Below are 17,703 nucleotides of genomic sequence, written 5' to 3' on the forward strand. Positions count from 1 at the left end.
GCGCGCGCTCTGCGGCCGTGCTGACCAATATCCCCGACTTTTATGGCAAACTGCGCGAGCCCGACACCGCGATGCGTTACTACCGCGATGCGCTTGCCCCCAACCGCGCGCGGGACTGCGCCATCGAGGCCGCGCACGTGCAAGAAACCATGGCCGAGGTGGCGCTGGACAGGGCCGACACGCCGCAGGCGCTGGCCCGTGCGCCGGGCGGCCGCCTGTGGTGCCTGCGGCAACCGCTGCGCAGCGAATCGGCCAGCCTGGTGCGCGCGCGCATCGCCGCCGGCGAGGACTGGGCGGCCTTGCTGCCGGCACCAGTGGCGGCCTATATCCGCGACCATGCGCTGTATGCGTCCGGTGCCGCCGCCGCTGGCTGAATACGCGCCCTGCCGGGGTCGCCTATAATTCGCCCCATTCCATCGAGTTCGCCGCTTTGTCCAGTCAAGCCCACGTCATCAAGACCCAAGTCCCCAATCCGCCGCCGCCGCTGCCGGTCCTGCTCGCCCACGTCCGCGAGGCAGTCGAGGAACTCAAGGCCAAGGACGTGGCGGAAATCGACGTGCGCGGCAAGTCCAGCGTCACCGACTATCTGGTCATCGTCTCCGGCACATCCACCCGCCACGTCAAGTCGATCGCCGACGAAGTCATCAAGTACGCCAAGCGCCTGGATGTCATGCCGCTGGGCGTGGAAGGCGAGCGCGAGGCCGAGTGGGTGCTGGTCGATCTCGGCGACGTGGTGGTGCACGTGATGCTGCCGCGGGTGCGCGAGTTCTATGCGCTGGAGCGGCTGTGGACGGTCGGCGACCAGCCGCCGGGCGACGACGACGACTCGGCACGCGATGCCTAAGCGGCGCAATCCCGCGCGCAGCGTCGGCAGCGAGGCGTTGCCGGTCAGCAAGCGTGTCGGCGCGACCGAATCGACACCCGCGACGCCGGCGCGCAAGCGCTTCGACTCCCTGGTCAAGCGTCTGGAGCGCGCCCGTGCGCAGTTGCATGCGTGGCAGGACGCGCTGCCGCGCTGGGAGCAGCGTTTCCACGAGCAGGTCGATCCCTTGCTGCAGGAGCGCGATGCGGCGCAGGTACAGTTGTTGCGGGAACTGGACGCAGCGCATGCCACCTTCAAGTTGAGCAAGCGCGATCGCGCCGATCTGTCCGAGCTCATTTGCGAGTTGGCTGCGCTGTTGATCCGGGACGGCGACAACGATGGCCTGAAGGACATCTACGACCGGCATAGCCCCCTCGGATTCGACCAGGATCTGGCCGAATCCGAGGCATTGCTGACGTCGGTCATCGGTGAGGAATTCGGCCTGACCGAAGAGGAAATGGCGCATATCCACTCCCCCGAAGCGCTGTATGCGCAGATCCAGGAGCGGCTGCACGCACAGCAGGCGCATGCGGCCGGGCGCGCCCAGCAGCGCGACAAGCGCCGCCGTGCCGGTGCAGGCAAGGCCGCGCAGGTCGCCGCCGATCCGCAACAGACGCGTCGCGCGCTGTACCGCAATCTAGTCGCCGCATTGCATCCGGACCGCGAGCCCGATCCGCAGCAGCGCGAGCGCAAGACCGCCTTGATGCAGCGGCTCAACCAGGCGTATCAAAACGACGACCTGCTGGCACTGCTGGAACTGCAACTGGAAATCGGCCAGTTGGATCAGACCGGCATCGCGGCGATGGCCGAGGAGCGCATCCGTGACTACAACGACCTGTTCGCCGCGCAACTGCGGCAGGTCGAGCAGACATTGGCCGGACTGGTCGATGACTTCATGGGGCGTTACGGTCTTCAAGACGAGCGCGCGCCGCAGCCGCAGCGCCTGGATGCGCTGTTGGCGCAGATCAAGCGGCAGGTGCAGGAGGAGATCCGCTCCTGTGCCGACGATCGCGCTGCGGCGCGGCAGGCCGACACGCTGAAGCAATGGTTGAAGCGGGAGCGTGCCCGGCTGGCCGAGCAGGAACTGGACGACGCGATGTACGACGCCCTGCTGCTGGGCGAGCGTTGGTGATGCGCGCCTGCCGCGCGCAGCGATGAAGGCGCGCCTCATCGCCACCGGCGAGCGCGCCCCGGCCTGGGTGGCGCAGGGCTTCGCCGAGTACCGCAAGCGGCTCTCGCACTGGTTGCCGCTGGATCTGGTCGAGATCGAACCCGGCCTGCGCGGCAAGGGCCGCGATGCGCAGCGCGCGATCGAGGACGAAGGCCGCCGAGTCCTGGCGGCACTGCCGAAGAATGCGCTGGTGGTGGCGCTGGACGTGCCCGGCAAGCAACACAGTTCCGAGCAACTGGCGCAGCGCATGGAGCACTGGCGCGGACAGGGGCGCGATCTGGCGTTCCTGATCGGCGGTCCCGAAGGCCATTCGCCGGAGGTGCTGGCGGTCGCCAGCGAATCCTGGTCGCTGGGGCCGCTGACCCTGCCGCACATGCTGGTGCGGCTGGTGGTGGCCGAGCAGCTCTACCGCGCCGCGGCGATGTTGGCCAATCATCCTTACCATCGCGCCTGATCGCCTGATCGCCTGATCGCCTGATCGCGGATCGCGTGCGCGTGGCGGCAATGCGTGCGTGATGCCGATGCTGGCGCACCGCTCAGGCAACAAAAAAAGCCCGGGCTTTCGCCCGGGCTTTTCGTTACGGCCTTGCGACGTTCGCGATCAGTTGAACGTGTACTTCGCACCCACCGTGAAGTAGCGGCCGATCGCACCGCTGAAGTGCAGCGGGTTGTAGTTGACCGCACCGTAGGTGGTCGGATCCAGCGGGGCGATCCGGTCGAACACGTTCTGCACCGACGCGTTCAGTTCGAACGCCTCGGTGATGTTCCAGCGGCCCGACAGATCGAAGGTGGTGAACGAGGCGATCTTCTTGACCGGCGTACCGTCGGCGTAGAACGCCTGGTAGTCGCCGCCGCGGCGATCCTTGTTCTCGATGCTGTCGATGTAGTTGACCACGCCGCTCACGCTCCAACTGCCCTGCTTCCAGGTGGTGCCGAAGTTGATGCGGTCCTGCGGCGTGCCGATGCAGTTGGTCACGTCGCAGTTGCCGTGCGTGCCCACGTAGTCGACGGTGGTGTCGCCTTCGGTGCGCTCGAACTTGAGCAGGTGGCTCCACTGCGCGTCCAGCTCCAACTGGCCGGGACCGATCTCGAAGGTCTGGCGGATGTCGGTGTCGATGCCGCGCACGCGCGAGGAGTTCGCGTTCACGTAGCCGGTGTTGACGGCCAGGATGGTGCCGCTGTTGGCGACGCCGCCGATGTTGTTGCTGTCGCGCAGGACGTTGCCGGCGGCGATCGCATCGGCGGTACTGCCCTGGGCGATCTCGTTGGTGCGCTTGATCTCCCAGCCGTCCACGGTCAGCGAGGTCGTCGAGGTCGGCTGCAGCACGAAGCCCACCGAATAGCTCTTGGACTCCTCGGGCTTCAGCGCCGGGTTCGGACGGGTGATGATCGCCACCGAGCGCGCGGTGCACTCGTTGGCCGGATCGATCGCGCAGCGCACCGGATCGCGGGCGTTGGAGAACGCGGCCAGGCCGCCGTCGCCGTTCTCGGCCGGGTTCGGCGCACGGAAGCCCTCGGCGTAGCTGGCGCGCAGCGCGATCCAGTTGGCCGGGGTCCACTTCACGCCCAGCTTCGGCGTGGCCTTACCGTCGCCGCCGTCGTACTTGTCGTAGCGCAGCGCCGCCGACAGTTCCAGTTGCTCCAGCACCGGTGCCGACAGTTCGACGTGCGCGGCGTAGACGTTCTGGGTGCCGTCGTAGGCCGAGTAGCCCAGGCCGATGATGTCGCCGATATCGGTGTAGGTCTGCGGGGTCAGGCTGTTGCTGGTCTTGCGCCATTCCGCGCCCAGCGCCAGGCCCAGCGGCCCGCCCTTGAGGTCCATCAGGCTGCGCGAGACGGTGAAGTCGAACATGTCCAGTTCGGACTTGGCACGTGCGCTGATGGTCGGCGAGATGTAGTCGTAGAGCGCCTGCGAGTTGAGGTTGGCGTTGTCGCCGATCCGCCAGGTGCCGGCCGGGCAGGCCGGGTTGCCGAGCACGCAGCGCACGGCGCTGTAGCGCAGGAAGCCGGTGCGCTTGTTGACCAGGTTGGTACCCGAGTGCAGGTAGCCGGTGTCGTAGCTCCAGTCGCCCCAGTTGCCCTTGACGCCGACCAGGAAGCGGTTGAACTCGTTGGTGTTGTCGGTGACGCGCGGGCCCACGTCCCAGGCGCTGTAGCGCAGGCGCGCGGCGTAGGGCAGGGGATTGTCGGGATGGCCGGCGTAGAGCACGGTGGCGCCGGCGCCGCTGTTGGCGTTGACCGGGCCACCCGGGTAGCCCCAGCCGCCGGATACGCCGGAAGGGGTATTGGAGAACACGGTGTTCTTCTTCGAGTAGCCGATCTCGGTGTAGATCTCGCCGCCCTCGCCGAAGGCGAAGCTGGCGCGGCCGAACACGTTGACGTACTTCTCCTCGGGGGTCAGATCGCGGAACTGCTGTGCCGGATCCCACAGGCAGCCCTGCGCCTGCGCGGTGGCGTCGCTCTGGCCGGGGATGGTGGTCAGGCCGGCGCAGCCGGGCAGTGCCACCAAGCGGCCGGCGGTGTTGAACACCGAGCCATTGGGACCCGTGCCGCCGGCGGTGCCGCCGCTGAGATAGGCGCCGCCGAGGAACTGCGCATCCTGTGCCGCATAGCCCCAGCGGCGGATGTCGCCGGTGCCGATCCACTTGCGGTCCTTGCGGTCGCTGATCTTGATCGCGTCGGTCTTGCCCACGTCCAGGCTGAAGAACGCGTTCCAGCCGTCGCTGGCGAGGTCGCCGGTACCGGCGGTCAGGGTCGCCTTGCGCGCATCGCCGTCGCCGTCGCCGGAGAGACCGTAGGAGCCGCGCAGGATCGCGCCCTGGAAGTCGCTGCGCAGGATGATGTTGACCACGCCGGCGATGGCGTCGGAGCCGTAGATCGCCGAGGCGCCGTCCTTCAGCACTTCGACCCGCTCGACCGCGTCCAGCGGGATGGTGCTGAGGTCGGTGAAGACCTTCTGGCCGTCGTCGGCCAGGCCGTAGGTGGCCATGCGCCGGCCGTTCAACAGCACCAGGGTGGAGCCGGCGCCCAGGCCGCGCAGCGAGATGCCGGCGCCGCCGCCGGCGAAGCCGTTGCCGAAGGTCTTCGGGATCGAGCCGGCGCCGTCGGCGGTCAGGGTCTGCAGGTACTCGGCCAGCGAGGTCTTGCCGGTGCGGTCGATTTCCTGGCGGGTCACCACCTGCACCGGCGACGGGGTTTCGGTGTCGGTGCGCGGGATATTGGAGCCAGTGACCGTGATGCGGTCGAGATTGGTGGCCGCTTCCTGGGCGAAGGCGGCGGGTGCGGCTACGCACGCAAGGGCGCTGGCGACGGAGACGCAAAGCAAGTGCCGGCGGGTTGCACGCCGGGGGGGATGGGTGTTCACAGTTTCTCTCCTAACTGGGAAACGCATTATTTGAATGAATGCACCACGGAGGGGCGGCTTGCCGCCGTCCTTGACGCATCAAGGTGGATTCGCCGTGAAGAGATGGTCAAATTTTCAGTAAAAACCGTAACCGAATGACAGGTTTATGCCGCGCATCCCAGTTCTGTTTGCGCTGACAGAAACCGATTGCAGTCGCCACAGCAGGATAAGTCGTTGCACCGCTGCGGTGCAGCGCTTGTCTGAAGTGGTGCAAGGCCGGGTGTCTGCGACGCGAGAGGACCGGCATGTGTGTTCCCACCGTTCTTCAAACGGTGCAGTCCGCTGCGTTGGCAGTGAGGGCAGCTAACGCGGGGCCTGACGGCCTGCGTTGGCAAGTCCGTTTGCAGGGTATCGCTGCATGGCGGGACGTTCACGTGCGTCCACGTTCCGTTGTCCTGGAACGGGGCGGCTGTCGCTCCTGCGTTCGTCCGGTTCCTCCAGGTTGGCCGGGCCCGCGATCCGGGGCGCGCGCGCCGGACCCCGACGTCCGTCCGCAAGGAGCAGCGCTTCGAGAGGGGGGTCGATGCTCAATGCCGCGGTCCATCCCGGCAAAAAACTGCGCATATCCCAGTTGTGCCAGACCGTTCTGTCAACCTCTAACCGCTTTGTGTGTAGAAGTCATGAGCCAAGAGTTGCAATCGTGTGGAAATTTTGTTCTAAATTAATCTCGCGTTAAGAGAATCGTTTTAAACGAAACAAATTTTCGTTAAAGATTTCTTAATTTCCGACCGGCGCTGCGTTCAACAGCCAAGGTCCTTCACGTTCCGTCAGGGGAGAGAGGGCAGATGTCCAAGCACTATCCAAGCCGTGTCATGCGTCGTAGCGTACTGGCCGTGCTTCTGGGAGCAGCACTCACGCAGGGCGTCGTCCACGCGCAGAGCACCACCGGTTCCATCTACGGCGTCGCGCCCGCGGGCGCGACCATCACCGTGCAGAGCGATACCGGTCTTACCCGTACGGTGCCGGTCGACAGCGCCGGGCGCTTCAATATCGGCTCGCTGCCGGTAGGCACCTACAGCGTCACCCTCAACAAGGACGGGCAAGCCGTCGACACCCGCAAGGGCATCGGCCTGCGCGTCAGTTCGGGCACCGAGGTCTCCTTCGCCAAGTCTGATGGCACCGCCACGCTCGATACGGTGACCGTCAGCGCCAGCAACGTGGCGCCGGTGGACGTCACCACGGTCGACTCGCGCACGGTCATCACCGCCGAGCAGCTGCAGCGCCTGCCGCTGGCCCGTTCTGCGGAGGCGATCGCCTTGCTGGCGCCGGGCGCCGTAGCGGGCAGCGGTTACTTCGGCAACGCGGTGTCATTCGGCGGCGCTGGCGTGTCGGAGAATGCGTATTACATCAATGGCTTCTCCACCAGTAACCCGATCAACAACATCGGCGGCGTCAGCCTGCCGTACGGCGCCATCGACCAGCAGGAGGTCTATACCGGCGGCTACAGCGCGCGCTACGGCCGTTCCGACGGCGGCGTGATCAGCCAGATCGGCAAGCGCGGCACCAACGAATGGCATTTCGGCGGCCAGGTGCTGTGGCGACCGCGCGCCACTGCCGAGTCGCCCAAGGACGTGTACTACCCCGACGCGTCCCTGCCGAGCGGCTATGGCTATCAGGATCCCACGCTCACGGGCAAGATGTATCGCTCGCGCAAGGACAATCCGACTTGGAGCAACGTGTACAGCGCCTATGCCGGCGGCCCGTTGCTCGAGGATCGCCTGTTCGTGTTCGTCGCGGCCGAGCAGGAAAAGATCGACAGCGTGGCGACCAACTCGTCCGATAGCAGTGTCCTGGCGCGCAATCACTCAAGCCAGGAAAAGCCCAAGGTCTACGCGAAGGTCGACTGGAACATCAACGACAGCAACGTCCTCGAGCTGACCGGCATCAAGAGCAATGACCGCACCGGCGGTTACTACAATGCGTTCGACTATGCCACGCTGTCCGAGGGCGCGCGCAACACCGCCGTCGAACCGAACATCGTCAAGCAGAACAGCACCTATTACATCGGCAAGTACACCAGCTATCTGACCCAGGACCTGACCTTCAGCGCCACCTACGGCAAGAGCACCTTCGACAACAAGAACTACCCGGGCATCGTCAGTCCGGATCCGTACCTCAGCGGCGTGGTCTTCCAGAATCCGGCCACCAACGGCGGCACGCCGATCCGCAACGGCCAGGGCGCGCGCAACCTGCTCGATGGCAAGGACAACACCCGCGGCCTGCGCGTGGATTTCGATTACCGCCTGGGCAACCATGATCTCGCTTTCGGTATCGACAACATCTACTACCAGGCCGAGAACGAAGGTCAGTCGATGACAGGTCCGGGCTACTCCTGGTATTACGCCAAGTCGTCCCGGCCGACGTCGCCGATCAGCTCGGCGTTGGGCGTGGGCGCGCCGGGCGGTCAGGGCTACTATGTGCGCCGGCTGATCTTCAGCACCGCCACGTCGATGACGGTCAAGCAGAAGGCCTACTTCCTCGAAGATCGCTGGCAGGTCAGCGACAACGTGTTGCTGTCGCTGGGTCTGCGCAACGACAAGTTCATCAACAGCAACAGCGAAGCCAAGCCGTACGTGGACAGCGGCAACCAGTGGGCGCCGCGTCTAGGCGCGACCTGGGACGTGCACGGCGATTCGACGCTGAAGATCTACGCCAACCTGGGCCGCTACTTCCTGGCGTTGCCCAACAGCGTCGCGATCCGTGGCGCTTCGGCGTCGACCTACACCAGCGAGTACTTCACCTACACCGGCATCGATGCCAAGGGCAACCCGACCGGCCTGCGCCCGCTCGGCCCCGGCCCGGTTTCCTCCAACGGCGAGTACGGCGTCGCCCCGGATCCGCGCACCTTCACCCCGACCGACCTGAAGTCGATGTATCAGGATGAGCTGATCGTGGGCTTCGATCAGGCGTTTGCCGAGAAGTGGACCTTCGGTGCGAAGGGCACCTACCGCAAGCTGCAGTCCGCGATCGACGATGTATGCGATCCGGACCGCATGAGCACCAAGCTCGAGTCGCTGGGGGTGGATCCGAGTACGGTCAACATTCCGGGTTGCATCCTGTTCAACCCCGGCAAGACCAACTCCTTCAGCCTGGCCAACACCAGCGGCGGCCGCACCAACTTCACCATGAGCAAGTCCGACTGGGGCTTCGACAGCTCTGCCAAGCGTGATTACGCGGCGGTCAACCTGTATCTGGAGCATCCCTTCGATGGCAAGTGGAGTACCCGTGTTGACTACACCTGGTCGCGCAACTTCGGCAACACCGAAGGCCAGTTGAAGTCCAACATCGGCCAGACCGACGTTTCCAAGACCCAGGATTGGGACGCGGCGGCGCTGATGGCGTGGGCCGGCGGCTATCTGGCCAACGATCGTCGCCATCAGTTGAAGGTCTACGGCGCGTATCAGCTCACGCCGGAGTGGATGGTCTCGGCCAACCTGCGTATCCAGTCGGGGACGCCGCGCGATTGCCTGGGCTACTTCAGTGCCAACGGCACCGACGAGGGATCGTCGGCAGGCGATCCGGTTGGCTACGGCTCGGCCTACCACACCTGTGCCGGCAGTGCGTCGCGTCCCGGTGATGCGGGCCGCACCCCGTGGACCAAGCAGATCGATCTGGGCGCGATCTATCGCCCGGCGTTCGCGGACCAGAAGCTGGCGTTCGGCTTGCAGGTGTTCAACCTGTTGAACGAGCGCAAGCCGTTGCAGCAGTACGCGAGTTGGGAGTCCAGTCCGTACACGGTGCTCAACACCTATGGCATGGGCAACTACTTCCAGACCCCGCGTTACCTGCAGCTTTCGGTGTCCTACGACTATTGATCGAAACCTGACGCCCGGCGCGGCGTAACAGCGACTGCTAGGCCCGTCCCTTTCCGAGGGGGCGGGCTTTTTTTTGGGTGCAGGGCTCGCGGCGGCTTGCGACGCAATGACCCACGGTGGCAGCCACCTCCGCAGCTTTGGCGGACTCGGTGCTACGACGGCGGTGCGCGAACCTTGCCAGGTGGATTGGCAGGTCGGGAGGCGCGGCAGGCGCGCGGCGTGGGCGTCAGGCAACGAGGGCATTGGGCTGTCGCGCTACCGACGGGGGCAGGCGCGACGCCGTGCCTTCGCTGGAAGATCCTGTGGATGTCGACTCGTCCAACTGGATTGCGCCGCCAAGGCGCAACCTGATCGGAGGACGGGGGCGAGCCGCGAGCCGCGTGAGCAGCAATGGCCGGGCGCTGGGGCGCCGGCCATTGGATGTAGAGCGCTTCAGCGGTCCATCGAAAAATCGACCGGTACCAGCCCGTACGCCTGCACCGGCGTGCCGTTCTGCAGCGCCGGCTTGAACGCCCAGCGCTTGAGTACCTGGTCGCGTGCGGCCTGGTCCAGCACCCGGTGGCCGCTGCTCTTCTCCACAGTGACCTGCAGCGGTTGCCCGTCGGTGCCGACCAGCACCCGCAGCAGCACGCTGCCCTGCAGGCGATCGCGCAGCGCGTCGCGCGGGTACGGCGGGGCCGGCGCGCGCAGGTACTGCAACTGCATGCCGTCCACCGGCGCGCTCGCGCTTGCGGGCGGCAGGCTCGGTGCGGCGATGCTAGGCGTGGGGTCGACATTGGGCGCGGTGTCCAAGGCCACCGGGCTGCTGTCGAACAGCGGCGCCGGCGTCGGGGTCGGCACCGGGACTGCGGTCGGCGTGCGCGGCTGCGTCGGCACCTGTTTCTCGACGGTGGGGATGGTGGGCGGCGTCGGCGTGACCGGAATCACCAGGGGTTGCTGCCAGGGCGGCTGCACCTGCGCCGGTTCCGGTGGCGCGGTCACGTGCGAGAGCGGAAGCAGCAGCAACAGGGCGGCCAGCACGTGCAGGGCGATCGCGGTGCTGTAGGCCAGGACCCGGGACAGGTCGATGCGGAAGGACGGGGCGGGGAGTTGCGTGCGAACCATGGATCCACCTCTGCGATAGGAGTGTCGTGGACTGCGGTACCGGAAAACGCACGGGGGCGACGGATGGGGTCATCGCCCCCGTCCGCGTTTCGACAGTGCGCCGGTCGCGGGCACTTTGGCAAGAGGCGGCGGCGATCGAGGCAGGGTGCCGTATTGGCGAGGGGCGCTGCGGCGGACTGGAAACGACGACGGCGCCCGCGGGCGCCGTCGCGAAGGAGGGGGCGGACCGGGCTTACTTGCCCAGTTCGAACACCACATCCAGGTTGACCGAGACGCTGCTCTCGCCCGGCGCGACCGGGGTGCTGTCCATCTCCGCCTTCATCGCCATCGCGCGCATCATCGGCATCGGCGGGCGCACGCCGCCGCTGCTGCCTTCGGAGATGCTGACGATGCGCCGCACGTGCAGGCCCAGCGCCTTGGCGTAGGTCTGCGCGCGTGCCTGCGCCTTCTTCAGCGCATCGACCCGGGCCTGGTCGTACAGCGGTTCCGGGTCGTCGATCTCGAAGGTGGGGCCGTTGATCTGGTTGGCGCCCTGCGCGGCCAGCGCGTCGAGCACCTTGCCGAGCTTGGCGATGTCGCGCACCTTGAGGTTCACCGAGTTGTTGGCCTGGTAGCCGATGATCTGCGGCGCCTGGTTCTCGGCGTACTTGTACTGCGGGTTGAGGCTGACCCCGCTGGTCTGCACGTCCTTGTCGGCGATGCCGGCGGCGCGGATCGCGGCCAGTACCTTGGTCATCTGCTCGGCGTTCTGGCGCATCGCTGCGGCGCTGTCGGTGGCCTGGGTGACCACGCCGGCGGAGATGGCGGCGACGTCGGGCGCGCGCTTGGCCTCGGCCTGCGCGGCGATGTTGAGCAGGGTGCCGTCGGCGGGCACGGCGTAGCCGGGCGCGGCGGATTGGGCGTGGGCGGTCATCGTACCTCCTAGGGCGAGGGACAGGGCCAGCAGCAGCGGGCGGACGGACAATGCGCGCATCGATGTTCTCCTTGTGAAGATTGGGCGAGGGTGTTGCCGCGACGATGAACGCGTCGTGATCTTCGCCGGGGTCGAAGCGATCGTCCCGCAATTAGCGATCGTTCAGTCAGTCCGGTCGGGTTATCCTTCGGCCATGCTGTATCTCGCGTCCCGTTCCCCTCGCAGAAACGAACTGCTGACCCGCCTCGGCGTGCCGTTCCGGATCCTCGATCTCGAGGTGCCGGAAGTGCGCGCGGCCGACGAGTCGGCGCAGGCCTATGTGCGCCGGGTGGCGCTGGACAAGGCCCGCGCCGGCTTGGCGCAACTGGCCGACGCCGCCGACGCGGTGGTGCTCGGCGCCGACACCGAGGTGGTGCTGGACGATCGCGTGTTCGGCAAGCCGGCCGACGCCGAGGATGCGGCGGCGATGCTGGCGGCCCTGTCCGGGCGCACCCACCAGGCGATGACCGCGGTGGCGCTGGTCGCCGCCGGCCGCGAAGAGCTGGTGCTGGTGCCCACGGCGGTGACCTTCGCCGCGTTGTCCGCGCGCGACATCGCCGACTACGTGGCCAGCGGCGAGCCGATGGGGCGGGCCGGCGCGTATGCGATCCAGGGTGGCGCCGAGCGTTTCGTCAGCCGTCTCGACGGCAGTTATTCCGGGGTGATGGGCCTGCCCCTGCACCAGACCCACCACCTGCTGCGCACCTTCGGAGTGCTGTGATGTCGCAAGAGATCCTGGTCAACGTCACACCACGCGAGACCCGGGTGGCCGTCATCGAGAACGGCATGCTGCAGGAGCTGCACATCGAGCGCGGCTGGCGCCGCGGCGTGGTCGGCAATATCTACAAGGGCCGCGTGCAGCGGGTGATGCCGGGCATGCAGGCGGCCTTCGTCGAGGTCGGGCTGGAGCGCGCGGCGTTCCTGCACGCCAACGACGTGGTGCGGCCGGCGCCGGTCGGCAATGGCGACACCGAGGAGGCGACGCCATTGCCGGTCTCGGCCGCGGTGCCGATCGTGGAGCTGCTGCGCGACGGCCAGGACATCGTGGTGCAGGTGGTCAAGGATCCGATCGGCAGCAAGGGCGCACGGCTGACCACGCAGATCAGCATCCCCTCGCGCTACCTGGTGCTGCTGCCGCAGTCGCGGGTGATCGGGGTGTCGGCGCGGATCGAGGACGAGACCGAACGGCAGCGCCTGAAGACCCTGGTCGCCGACCTGGCCGCCAGCCACGGCGGCTTCGGCTACATCATCCGCACCAATGCCGAGGGCCAGCCGGCCGAGGCCCTGGCCGAGGACATCGCCTACCTGTCGCGGGTCTGGAACGTGGTCGAGCGGCGCGGCCGCGACGGCGCCCCGGCCAGCATCATCTACGAGGACCTGAGCCTGCCGCTGCGCGCGGTGCGCGACCTGATCCGCAAGGACGTGGAGAAGGTCAAGGTCGATTCGCACGAGACCTTCGAACGGCTGCAGGCCTTCGTCGCCAAGTACATGCCGGTGCTGGCCGAGCGCCTGGAGCTGTACACCGGCGACCGTCCGATCTTCGACCTGTACGGGGTCGAGGACGAGATCGCCCGCGCGCTGGACAAGCAGGTGCCGCTGAAGTCCGGCGGCTACCTGGTCATCGACCAGACCGAGGCGATGACCACCATCGACGTCAACACCGGCTCGTTCCTGGGCCAGCGCAATCTCGAGGAGACGGTGTTCCGCACCAACCTGGAGGCGGCGCAGGCGGTGGCGCGGCAACTGCGCCTGCGCAACCTCGGCGGCATCATCATCATCGACTTCATCGACATGGACGATGCCGAGCACCGCCGCCAGGTGCTGCGCACGCTGGAGAAGGCGCTTTCGCGCGACCACGCCAAGACCACGGTGTACGAGTTCTCGCCGCTGGGCCTGGTGGAGATGACCCGCAAGCGCACCGTGGAGAGCCTGGAGCGGCAGCTGTCCGAACCGTGCCCGGAATGCAGCGGGCGCGGCTCGATCAAGACCGCCGAGACCGTGACCTACGAGATCTTCCGCGAGATCACCCGCGCGGTGCGCCAGTTCGATGCGGCGCGGCTGCTGGTGATCGCCTCGACCAAGGTGGTGGCGCGCATCACCGACGAGGAATCGGCGGCGGTGGCCGAGCTGGAGGAATTCCTCGGCAAGACCATCCGCTTCCAGGCCGACGAACAATACCTGCAGGAGCAGTTCGACGTGGTGTTGTTGTGAGGCCGGGAGTGGGGAATCGGGAATGGGGAATGGGGGAAGAGCGCGCTGTTTGCGCTGACGCATCCCTGGATTCCTCGGCCGAATTTCACACGGCAATGAGCAGTTCGCGCTCTGCTGTTGCGATTCCCCATTTCCTATTCCCCATTCCCCGCCCCTGATGCACACCCCGCTGCGCCGCCGCCTGCGTCTGGCTCGCCGTTTCGCGTTCTACGCGGTGGCGATCGGGCTGGTGTGCGTGGCCCTGGCGGTGGGCGCGCTGAGCCAGGCGCTGCCGTTCGTGGAGCGGCATCCGCAGCAGGTGGCGGCGTGGCTGAGCGAGCGCGCCGGGCGGCCGATCCGCTTCGACCGGCTGGAGACGGCCTGGACCCGGCGCGGTCCGTTGCTGCGCCTGGACGGACTGCGCATCGGCGCCGGCGACGGCGTGCGCATCGGCCAGGCCGAGGTGCTGGTGTCGATGTACGCGGGATTGCTGCCCGGGCGCTCGTTCACCGAGCTGCGCCTGCGCGGCCTGGCGCTGACCCTGCTGCGCGCCGGCGACGGCAACTGGAGCGTGCAGGGCCTGCCGACCTCGGGGCAGGGCGGCGATCCGCTGGATGCGCTGGAAGGGCTGGGCGAGTTGCAGGTCATCGATGGACGCCTGCGTGTACACGCCCCGTCGCTGGGCCTGGAAGCGCAGGTGCCGAAGATCGACCTGCGGATGCGAGTGAACGGCGAGCGCCTGCAGGTGGGCGTGCACGGCTGGAGCGATCTGCAACAGGCGCCGCTGACCGCGGTGCTGGACCTGGACCGTCGCAGTGGCGACGGCCAGGCCTACCTGGCGGTGCGCCCGGCGGAACTGGCGGGCTGGGCCGGCCTGCTGCATACGGCCGGCATCGAACTGCAGGGCGGCGTCGGCGACGTCCAGGCCTGGCTGGACCTGCAGCAGCGCCGGGTCGCCGGGGTGACCGTGGACGCCAAGCTGCGCGCGCTGCGCCTGCGCGGCGCGCCGCTGGCCGACGGGCGCACCCGGCCGCAGCTCGCCTTCACCACCTTCCGCGCGAAGGCGCGCTGGCGCCAGATCGACGGCGGCTGGCGGCTGGATGCGCCGCAACTGCAGTTCGGCCAGGCCGGACAGCCGCTGCAGCGCCTGGACGGGCTGACCGTGGCCGGCGGACGCCGTTTCGCTCTGTACGGCGATCGGCTCGACTTGGCGCCGCTGATCGCGGTGGCCGGGCTCAGCGACCGGCTTTCGCCCAGCCTGCGCAGTTGGTTGGCGGTGGCACGGCCGCGCGTGCAACTGACCCAGGTGGCGGTGAGCGGGGTTCCCGGCGGTCCGCTGTACGGCCAGGGGCGGCTGGCGGACCTGGCGTTCGCGCCGGCGGGCGGTGCGCCGGGTGTGAGCGGGCTGCGCGGCCGCTTCGACGGCGATGCGCAGGCCGGCGAACTGGCGCTGGAGGCCGGCAGCCCGGTCCGCGTCGACTGGCCCAGCGGCTTCGGCGTGGTCCACCAGGTCCAGTTGGCCGGGCGCATCGTCGCCTTCCGCGATGGCGACGGCCTGCGCGTAGCGACCCCGGGACTGCGCGTGCAGGGCAGCGACTACGGCGCCGACGTGCGCGGCGGGCTGCGCTTCCAGGACGACGGCTCGCGGCCGTGGATCGACCTGGCCGCCGACCTGCAGGACGCGCCGGTGGTGGCGGCGAAGAAGTTCTGGGTCCATTCCAAGATGAGCAAGGCCGCCACCGACTGGCTCGACGCCGCGCTGCAGGGCGGGCGCCTGCGCGACGGCCATGCGCTGGTCTCCGGCGACCTGGACGACTGGCCGTTCGCCGACCACAACGGCCGCTTCGAGGCGACCGCGCGGCTGGAGGACGCCAAGGTGCGCTTCCAGCACGACTGGCCGGCGGTGGAGAACGTGGACGCCAGCGTCGCGTTCATCGGCAACGGCTTCGAGGTGCACGGCCGCGGCAGCATGGGCGGTGTGCCGGTGGAGCAGCTGTCGGCGGCGCTGCCCGACTACAAGGAAGGCCAGCTCAGCGTGCTGGCCAGCACCCGCGCCGAGACCGGCAAGCTGCTGGCGATGCTGCGGCAGAGTCCGCTGCATGCCCATTACGGCGACACCCTGGATGCGCTCAGCGCGTCGGGACCGGCCGATGTCACCTTCGACCTGCTGCAGCCGCTGCGCGCCGACATCGGCACCCACCACCTGCGCGGCACGGTCGACCTGCTCGGCGCGCATATCGCCGACAAGCGCTGGGACCTGGCCTTCGACGACATGCGCGGCAGCGCCAACTACAGCGATACCGGATTCGCCGCGCAGAAGCTGAGCGTGGCCTACCAGGGCCACCAGGGCGAACTGGCGCTGCGCGCCGGCGACGGCGTGCAGGATCCGCAACAGGCCTTCGAGGCCGCGCTGAGCGCGTCGCTGGACGCGAACGAACTGCTCGACCGGGTGCCGGAAATGGCCTGGCTCAAGCCGTACGTGCAGGGCCGCTCGCGCTGGAACATCGGCGTCGGCCTGCCCAAGACCCCCGACGGCGGCGCGCAGCCGCCGACCCGGCTGCAACTGCGCTCGGACCTGGTCGGCACCCAGTTGCTGATGCCGGCGCCGATGGACAAGGCGCCGGCCACGCCGCTGGCGACCTCGGTCAACGTGCCGCTGCCGGTCGGCAGCGGCCGCATCGAGGTGGCCTTCGGCAAGCTGATGGCGCTGGCGGCGCGCAGCCAGGGCGGCAAGACCGGCGTGCGCGTGGTGATGGGCAGCGACCACGTCGCCGACGAACCGCCGGCCAGCGGCCTGGTGGTCAGCGGGCGCACCGCGGCGCTGAACGCCATCGACTGGATCGGCGTGGTCAGCCGCCCCGATCCGAACGCCGCCGCAGCCAACGGCGGCGAAGACCCGATGCCGCTGCGGCGCATCGAGATCCTGGCCGACCATCTGCTGCTGCTGGGCGGCGTGTTCGACAACACCCGCCTGCGCCTGCTGCCGCAGGCCGACAGCATCGACGTGCACCTGGACGGCCCGGCCCTGGCCGGCGACCTCAGCGTGCCGACCAAGGACGGCGGCGTGCTCGGCGGACGCCTGGCGCGGGTGCACTGGCGCTCGGCCACGGCCACCTTGCCGGTGGCGAACGGCACGCCGACGGCGGTGGTCGCCACGCCCGCCGATAGCGGGGTCGCCGGCAGCGCCGGCCCGGTCCCGGCCGGCCCGTTCGCCGACAGCCTGGACCCGGCCACGATCCCGGCGCTGGCGCTGGACGTGGACGACCTGCGCTTCGGCGCGATGACTCTCGGCGCGGCCTCGCTGCGCACGCGCAAGCTCGCCGACGGCATGCAGGTGGACCAGCTGCACCTGCGTTCGGACAAGCAGAAGATCGACATCAGCGGTGACTGGCGCGGCAAGGGCGCCACCGCCCGCACCCAGCTCAACGCCAGCGTCGACAGCCGCGACCTGGGCGAGTTGATGCAGAACCTGGACTTCGGCGGGCAGGTGCGCGGCGGCGAAGGCCAGCTGACGCTCAGCGCCGCCTGGCCGGGCACGCCGTCCGGCCTGCAGTTGGCCACGGTGCAGGGGCAGCTCGACGTGGCCGCGCGCAATGGGCAATTGCTGGAACTGAACCCGGGCGCAGGGCGCGTGCTCGGCCTGCTCAGCGTGGCGCAACTGCCGCGGCGGCTGATGTTCGATTTCCGCGACTTCTTCTCCAAGGGCTTCGCCTTCAACCGCATCGACGGCCAGATCCGTTTCGGCGACGGCCTGGCGCGCAGCGACAACCTGGTCATCGATGGCCCGGCCGCGGAGATCAAGGTGCGCGGCGAGGCCGACCTGCGCGCCCAGCAGTTCGACCAGACCATCGACGTCAATCCCAAGTCCGGCAACCTGCTGACCGTGGTCGGCGCGGTGGCCGGCGGGCCGGTCGGCGCGGCGGTCGGCGCCGCCGCCAACGCGGTGCTCGGCAAGCCACTGGGCAACATCGGCGCGCGCACCTACCGGGTCACCGGGCCGTGGAAGGATCCCAAGGTGGACGTGATCGAGCGCGAGTCGGCGCGCCCGCCGGCGGCGCCTGCCGCGACGCCGCCGGCTGCGTCCGGGAAGCCCTGAAAAGCCGGGATTGGGGAGTCGGGATTGGGGATGTGGACCGCTGCGCGCGGTGCGGATCCGCACGAATGCCAGCGGCGCGTCGCCCCGCTCGTGCATCGGGTGCGGTGCGT

General features: G+C 68.4%; 10 protein-coding genes and 1 pseudogene. 8 read left to right on the forward strand and 3 right to left on the reverse strand.

The annotated features are described in order from the left end of the window. The 4 genes and pseudogenes from CEK66_RS20405 to rlmH form a co-directional block, all read left to right on the forward strand. A pseudogene (locus tag CEK66_RS20405) lies at positions 1 to 374 on the forward strand (hypothetical protein); the annotation flags it as partial. A gap of 56 nt (positions 375 to 430) precedes the next feature. After that, positions 431 to 844 carry a ribosome silencing factor gene (rsfS, locus tag CEK66_RS16765; RefSeq protein ID WP_017907284.1) on the forward strand — a complete coding sequence of 138 codons (414 nt, stop codon included), beginning with the start codon at positions 431 to 433 and terminating at the stop codon, positions 842 to 844. Beyond that, complete coding sequence (locus CEK66_RS16770; protein ID WP_226978649.1) at positions 837 to 1,994, forward strand: J domain-containing protein; 1,158 nt, start codon at positions 837 to 839, stop codon at positions 1,992 to 1,994. The genes rsfS and CEK66_RS16770 overlap by 8 nt, the downstream gene beginning before the upstream one ends. Before the next feature lie 22 nt (positions 1,995 to 2,016). Then, a complete protein-coding gene (gene rlmH, locus CEK66_RS16775; RefSeq protein WP_010340439.1) occupies positions 2,017 to 2,487 on the forward strand; it encodes a 23S rRNA (pseudouridine(1915)-N(3))-methyltransferase RlmH in 471 nt (156 codons plus the stop codon). Between the two features lie 147 nt (positions 2,488 to 2,634). Here rlmH and CEK66_RS16780 read toward each other — a convergent pair whose 3' ends face one another. Then, on the reverse strand, positions 2,635 to 5,424 hold the full coding sequence (locus tag CEK66_RS16780) for a TonB-dependent receptor (protein WP_152237651.1): 2,790 nt from the start codon (positions 5,422 to 5,424) through the stop codon (positions 2,635 to 2,637). Between the two features lie 824 nt (positions 5,425 to 6,248). On the opposite strand from CEK66_RS16780, the gene CEK66_RS16785 reads away from it, so the two are divergent. Then, positions 6,249 to 9,251: a TonB-dependent receptor gene (locus CEK66_RS16785; protein WP_226978650.1), complete on the forward strand. Its 3,003-nt coding sequence runs from the start codon at positions 6,249 to 6,251 to the stop codon at positions 9,249 to 9,251. A gap of 432 nt (positions 9,252 to 9,683) precedes the next feature. Here CEK66_RS16785 and CEK66_RS16790 read toward each other — a convergent pair whose 3' ends face one another. Continuing rightward, on the reverse strand, positions 9,684 to 10,355 hold the full coding sequence (locus CEK66_RS16790) for an energy transducer TonB (protein WP_152237653.1): 672 nt from the start codon (positions 10,353 to 10,355) through the stop codon (positions 9,684 to 9,686). A gap of 232 nt (positions 10,356 to 10,587) precedes the next feature. Then, positions 10,588 to 11,328: an SIMPL domain-containing protein gene (locus CEK66_RS16795; RefSeq protein ID WP_017907288.1), complete on the reverse strand. Its 741-nt coding sequence runs from the start codon at positions 11,326 to 11,328 to the stop codon at positions 10,588 to 10,590. Positions 11,329 to 11,461: 133 nt separating this feature from the next. On the opposite strand from CEK66_RS16795, the gene CEK66_RS16800 reads away from it, so the two are divergent. From CEK66_RS16800 to CEK66_RS16810, 3 genes are all read left to right on the forward strand, one after another. Then, positions 11,462 to 12,028 (forward strand): Maf family nucleotide pyrophosphatase, encoded by a 567-nt coding sequence (locus CEK66_RS16800; RefSeq protein ID WP_148827560.1) that lies wholly within the window; start codon positions 11,462 to 11,464, stop codon positions 12,026 to 12,028. Continuing rightward, complete coding sequence (gene rng, locus CEK66_RS16805; protein WP_152237654.1) at positions 12,028 to 13,518, forward strand: ribonuclease G; 1,491 nt, start codon at positions 12,028 to 12,030, stop codon at positions 13,516 to 13,518. The genes CEK66_RS16800 and rng overlap by 1 nt, the downstream gene beginning before the upstream one ends. A 157-nt stretch (positions 13,519 to 13,675) precedes the next feature. Continuing rightward, positions 13,676 to 17,593: a YhdP family protein gene (locus tag CEK66_RS16810; protein ID WP_152237655.1), complete on the forward strand. Its 3,918-nt coding sequence runs from the start codon at positions 13,676 to 13,678 to the stop codon at positions 17,591 to 17,593. The last annotated feature ends 110 nt before the right edge of the window (positions 17,594 to 17,703 follow it).

Origin of the sequence: Xanthomonas sp. LMG 12460 (assembly GCF_009192895.1) — a bacterium.
In the GTDB taxonomy this organism is placed as follows: domain Bacteria; phylum Pseudomonadota; class Gammaproteobacteria; order Xanthomonadales; family Xanthomonadaceae; genus Xanthomonas_A; species Xanthomonas_A sontii.